Here is a 5648-nt window from a genome sequence, read left to right as displayed (position 1 = left end):
GGCGCGACGCCCCGACCCAAAGTGCATGGCGGCTGTTACATGCTGCGCCGACTGAAGGCATTCCCGAACGCGCCGCGGTGTTCGGTATCGGGTCGCTGACCAACGGCGCCGCTGCCTACCATCTTCCGCTGGTGAACGGCTACAACCCGTGGGTTTCGGCGGACTATCTCGCTTTCGTCGGCATGCCCGCCTATCCGCTGGACAACGTGCAGGACAAACTCCCCACGGCATGGGCGCCGGACCTGGATGCACCGGTCTACGACCTGCTTGGCCTGCGTTGGGTTGTCGCGCAGCAAGCGTTTCCAGGTTCCCGGGCGTATGACGCGTTCATCCAGGTGAGCCGGCGCGAGACGGTTCTGCCACGTGTGCTGAACCCGCGAACGGTCCAGCGCCATGCGTCGAGGTTCCCGCCGGCAACGGCGTTCTCGGCCACCGATTTCGAGCAGGTGGTCTGGTTGCCGGCCACGGCATCGCCGCGTTGTCCGGACGTTGGCGGTGGTGCCGTCCAGCTGGGTGAGATCACGTACCAGGCCAGCCACCTGAGCGTGCGTTACCGTGCCGACGCCGCCGCCTGGCTGGTGGTCAACGAATTGGCCGCACCGGGCTGGGAAGCTCGGGTGGGCAGTACGATCCTGCCGATCGAGCGCGCCAATGGTCTCTTCCGCGCGGTCTGTGTACCGCAGGGTGAGGGCGTCGTGGTATTCAACTATCGTCCCTTGGTGCTCTGGCGCGACGCGGGGCGACCAGGCGGCGGTTGAGCCCGCCTCAGCGGAAGATAAGCGTCCGCATCAGCAGGAACGACACCGCTGCCAGGCCACCTTCCACCAACGGTTTGGCCAGCCACGCATAGCGCAGCCCCAGGTGCTCGGCGGCCAGGGTCACCAGCAGCGTGCTGATCGCGGTCAGCAAGGCCCACAGCAGCAGGAAGCGCGCAAAGCGCGGCCAGCCCAGACGATGCTCACCATCGCGGGCAAACGTGTAGCGGCCATTGAGCCAGAAGCCGAGCAGCATGCCGCTCACGCGCCCCAGCAGGTTGCCGGGTGCCGCTGGCATTCCCAGTGCGGTGGCTGCCACGAACACGGCCCAGTCCAGCGCAAGCTGGATCAGACCGATGACCAGGTAACTGCTGCCTTGGCGGATGAGGCTCACGGTGGAGCTTCGCCAGCCGCCTGGCGATCGGCGATCAGTCCATGTATTGGACGCCGCGGTTCACTGGCGACATCGAAGTTCAGCCAGGACAACAGCATCTGCACGCCCAGGATGATTGGCAGCGCGGCAGCCATGACGGTACCTGCGGTAGCCGGGACCCCGCTGTCCACCGATAGAATCCAGCGCCAAAGGCCGAAACCGGCACCGGCTGTCAGGAGCAGCGAACCCAGCATCAGCTCGACGCTGGCGACTGAGAAGCCCCGGATCCCGTAGCTGTATCCGACCCGACGGAATGTATTTCGCAGGTGGTTGAACAGGAACGGGGCAATCATGCGCGCTGGCTGCAGGCTGCTCGTCTCGTCCTCGTAGCGCGCGCGCATCGGTACGTCCACGACCACTGCACGCAACTGATTGAGATGGTAGAGCAGGTCGGATTCGAAGAAGTAGCGCTTTGCAATCCGGTCCAGTTCAAGCTCATGCACAAGCTCGCGCCGAATGGCCGTGTAGCCGTTGGTGGGATCGGCCACCTGCCAGTAGCCACTGGAAATTTTGGTCAGAAATGAAAGTGCCGCGTTGCCTGCCAGCCGCATGAGCGGCATATCCCGCACGAAGCCGATGCGATGGAACCGGTTGCCCTTGGCGTAGTCCGCATGCCCGGCCAGCAGCGGGCTGGCGAAGCGTGGCAAAAGCGCCGAATCCATTTGGCCATCGCCGTCCAGCTTGACGACCACCTCGGCAGGGGTGGTGTCCAGCACGTGCTGGTAGCCGGTCATGGTCGCCCCGCCGACGCCCTGATTCTGGGCATGCTCGATCACAGTCAGGCGGGGGTCCTTGCAGTGCGCGCGCAGCCATCCGCCGCTCTGCTCGGGGCAGGCATCGTCGACGGCGATGATCCAGCCAACCTCCGGGCCGATGCCAGAGACGACCTGCAGGATCTGCGCGCGCACGCGATAGCAGGGAATCACAACGGCGATGCGGGGGGCGACATGCATGGTGGCAACGTGCTCCAGGTGACCTGTGGAGATGGCTGTACTCATGGCTGGCTGGCCTGGGAGGTGCTGGACGCGGTGGGAAGGCTCCACCATTGGCGTCCACCGGTCTCCTGGCGCAGAACGGCCCCGCTGTGCTGCAGTCCCGCCTGCTCGGCCGGGCGCAGCGTGCTGCTACGCGATATCACATGACGCACCTGCTGGTCGCGCAACAGCGAGGCGAACTGCAGGCCGGACGTATCATGCGCAGCCTGCTGGGCCGCCGCTTCCAACGTGGGTGCGTACCAGCTGAGGGTTCGCCCCCGATCACCGAACTCCGCGAAGAGCGCGTCTTTGGAGTCCAGCACGAGTACCGTGCCATCGGACTCCTCTGATTGTCGGATGGCTGCGGCCAGTGTGCGCTCTGGTGCGAAGCGCTCGAACAATGCCGCGTCGCTTCCGCCAGTGCGCAGGGTGTCTTTTAGTGCTCCGTTTCTCAACATCCAGTTGCCGGTTGCATGGAAGCCGATATTGAGGATGCACACTGCCAGCAGCAGTCCCGTCATCGATTTGCGCGGTCCCTCGCTGGCCGCGACCACCAGCACCACGCACAACAGGGCGATGCCGGGATACGCATAACGCAGATACTGCACGGGCAGCAAAGGTGCGATGAACGCAGCAGTGGCCACGAGAGCCGGCACTCGAGTGGCGGGGCGGAGCAATGCCAGCCCCCACAGCCCGGCCAGTGCCACCAGCACGACGCCGGCGGCGCCATCATGTGATTCGAAGTAGCGCGAGCTATGGAAGGTCAGCGCCCAGGGGAGATCGGCACCGAAGCCGATCTTGTACAGCGGGTCGATGAAATTGACCGGTGCGTAGTAGGCCGAACGGAACACGCCATTGAACAGTGGCAGTACCGGGTTGCCCGTCATCCACGCAGCCTGGGCATAACTTGCGCCTCCGACCAACACTCCGACGCATAGCACTGCAACGATACGCAGCGGCGACGGCCAGGGGTGCCGGGCCAATGCCCATAGCAGCACAGGCACCGCCATCACTGCAGCGGTCAGCTTGCTGGCAGCCAACCCTCCGGTCAGCACAGCCAGCAGCATCCAGGTCACCAGCCGGCCATCGCGTGGCATCGCGACGACGGCCGCCATCCACACGAGCAGCGCTGCGCTGGGCAGTTCGGTCTGCATGCTGGTGGCGAGCCCGGGGGTCAACGGCAGGCTTGCCACCAGTGCCACGGCCAGCCAGCCGGAACGGGCGGGTGCGCCCAGCTGAGTCGCCAGCTGCCAACTGCCAGTGGCCAGCAGGGCCAGCCAGATCGCGTTCACCGGGCCGCGTGCCTCGGTGCCCGCCATTACCTGCGGCATGGCCTGCAAGACATCCGTCGCCCACGGCGCCAATGCCCAGATCTGCTGCTGCGGTGCGGGGTAATACGCGCCCAGTTCCAGCAACTGCCAGGGGAGTCGCAAGTGGTAGGCCAGGTCGTCGTATTGCAGGGTCGGCAGCCAGCAGGCCGTACTGGCCAGCCCCATCACCATGACGGCGAAGGCAGCCAATCGCGGCGAGGCCGAGACGGCCGTGCGCCACTGCTCAGCGGTCGCTGGCAAACCGCCGCGAAGCGCAGGGTATCGCCAAGCTACCAGGGCCGCGCACAGCAGCAGGTAGCTCCACTGGAAGTGCACCGGCACCTGCACCAGCCAACCCAGCAGGGCTGCCAGCAGGACCAATCCGATGATCGCCTGCAACGCTGGGGGGCGGCGCGGAAACAGCGCACCGCCCAACGCAAGGGCGGAAAACAGCATCAACAGGCTGGACAGTACCGGCAGCACCCCCGCGAACACCGGCAGCACGACGGTCCACAGCACGGCCAGCGCGCTTGCGAATGACCAGCCCAATGCGCGACGCAGCAGCCAAGCCCCCCCGGAGGCGAGGAGCGACAGTGCCAGCAATTCGGCGGCACGGTTTTCCGGCAGCCGCGACAAAAGCGGCGTTGAGCACAGCCCGATGATCAGCAGCAACGGGCCAATCCATGGCAACCCGCGGGTCAATCGATCCTTAAGTGACGTCATGCTTCATATCGTGCGAAGGAGAGGCTCGGCTATGCTACCAGCCTGTCCACGTCTGCCCGCTGCGAGCGGAACATCGCCATGACCCAAGCCCTGCACGTCATCATCCTCGCCGCCGGCGCCGGCAAGCGCATGAAATCGGCCCTGCCCAAGGTACTGCAGCCGATCGCCGGGCGCCCGATGCTCGCCCACGTCATCGATACCGCGCGTCAGCTGCAGCCCGAAGCAATCCATGTCGTTTACGGCCACGGCGGTGAAGCGGTCCGGCAGGCATTCGCCGATCAGCCCGATCTGCGCTGGGCGGAGCAGAGCGAGCAGCTGGGCACCGGGCATGCCGTGCTGCAGGCCATGCCGGAAGTGCCGGATGCGGCAACCGTTCTGGTGTTGTACGGTGATGTGCCGTTGATCCGCGGCGAGACGTTGCGCCACCTGTTGTCGCAGCCGGGCCGCTTGGCCGTGCTGGTGGCCGAGGTCGCCGACCCGACGGGCTACGGGCGCATCGTGCGCAATGCCGAGGGCAAGGTCGGCGCGATCGTCGAGCAGAAAGACGCCACCGACGAACAGCGCAGCATCCGCACCATCAATACCGGCATCATCACCGCCGAATCCACGGCACTGCGCCGTTGGTTGTCGCAGCTCTCCAATGCGAACGCGCAGGGCGAGTATTACCTGACCGACATCTTTGCCGCGGCGGCCAGCGATTACACGCCGGCCGAGATGGCGTTCGTGCAGGACCCGCAGGACGCCGAAGGTGCCAACGATCCATGGCAGTTGGCCCAACTCGAACGCGCCTGGCAGCTGCGCGAAGTGCGTGCGCTGTGCGCGCAGGGCGCGCGCGTACTGGACCCGGCACGGCTGGATATCCGTGGCACTGTCACTGTCGGCAGCGACGTGCAGATCGACGTCAACGTGATCCTGGAAGGTCGTGTGGTGCTGGGCGATGGCGTCAGTATCGGCGCGTTCACCCGGCTCAAGGATGTTTCCCTGGCCGCGGGTACCGTGGTCAAGCCGCACTGCGATCTGGAGGGCGTGGTCAGCGAAGGTGCGGCAGACATCGGTCCGTTCGCCAGGCTGCGCCCCGGCACCGTGCTGGGGGAGGGCTCGCACGTGGGCAACTTCGTGGAAACCAAGAAAGTCGTGCTCGGTGCCGGCAGCAAGGCCAACCACCTCACCTATCTGGGTGATGCGGTGATCGGCAGCAAGGTCAACATCGGTGCGGGCACCATCACCTGCAACTACGACGGGGTGAACAAGTCGCAGACCACGATCGGCGATCGTGCCTTCATCGGATCCAACAGCTCGCTGGTCGCGCCGGTCGTGATCGGTGAAGGCGCAACCGTCGCCGCTGGCTCGGTGATCACTCGCGGCGCCCCCGCGGACAAGCTGACCGTCGCCCGCGCGCGTCAGGAAACCATCGACGGCTGGAAGCGCCCGACGAAGAAGTAGTGGCGGGGGG

At 65.9% G+C, this 5648-nt stretch carries 4 protein-coding genes and 1 pseudogene; 2 read left to right on the top strand and 3 right to left on the bottom strand.

Annotated elements, in window-relative coordinates:
* Positions 1 to 758: pseudogene (locus ACE026_RS09360) on the top strand (hypothetical protein); the annotation flags it as partial.
* A 7-nt stretch (positions 759 to 765) separates the two neighbouring features.
* Here the strand turns inward: ACE026_RS09360 and ACE026_RS09355 are convergent.
* The 3 genes from ACE026_RS09355 to ACE026_RS09345 are packed head-to-tail and all read right to left on the bottom strand — an operon-like array spanning position 766 to position 4144.
* On the bottom strand, positions 766 to 1149 hold the full coding sequence (locus tag ACE026_RS09355; protein ID WP_486038787.1) for a GtrA family protein: 384 nt from the start codon (positions 1147 to 1149) through the stop codon (positions 766 to 768).
* On the bottom strand, positions 1146 to 2186 hold the full coding sequence (locus tag ACE026_RS09350; RefSeq protein WP_486038786.1) for a glycosyltransferase family 2 protein: 1041 nt from the start codon (positions 2184 to 2186) through the stop codon (positions 1146 to 1148). The genes ACE026_RS09355 and ACE026_RS09350 overlap by 4 nt, the downstream gene beginning before the upstream one ends.
* The gene (locus ACE026_RS09345) at positions 2183 to 4144 is read right to left on the bottom strand and encodes a hypothetical protein (protein WP_486038785.1); all 1962 of its coding nucleotides are present in this window, start codon (positions 4142 to 4144) and stop codon (positions 2183 to 2185) included. Before ACE026_RS09345 ends, ACE026_RS09350 begins: the two co-directional genes overlap by 4 nt.
* Before the next feature lie 129 nt (positions 4145 to 4273).
* Here ACE026_RS09345 and glmU point away from each other — a divergent pair, with 129 nt between their 5' ends.
* The gene (gene glmU, locus ACE026_RS09340; protein ID WP_486038784.1) at positions 4274 to 5638 is read left to right on the top strand and encodes a bifunctional UDP-N-acetylglucosamine diphosphorylase/glucosamine-1-phosphate N-acetyltransferase GlmU; all 1365 of its coding nucleotides are present in this window, start codon (positions 4274 to 4276) and stop codon (positions 5636 to 5638) included.
* The last annotated feature ends 10 nt before the right edge of the window (positions 5639 to 5648 follow it).

The sequence above is a fragment of the Stenotrophomonas sp. AGC87 genome (assembly GCF_057333975.1).
This window is presented reverse-complemented; position numbering and strand designations above follow the sequence as displayed.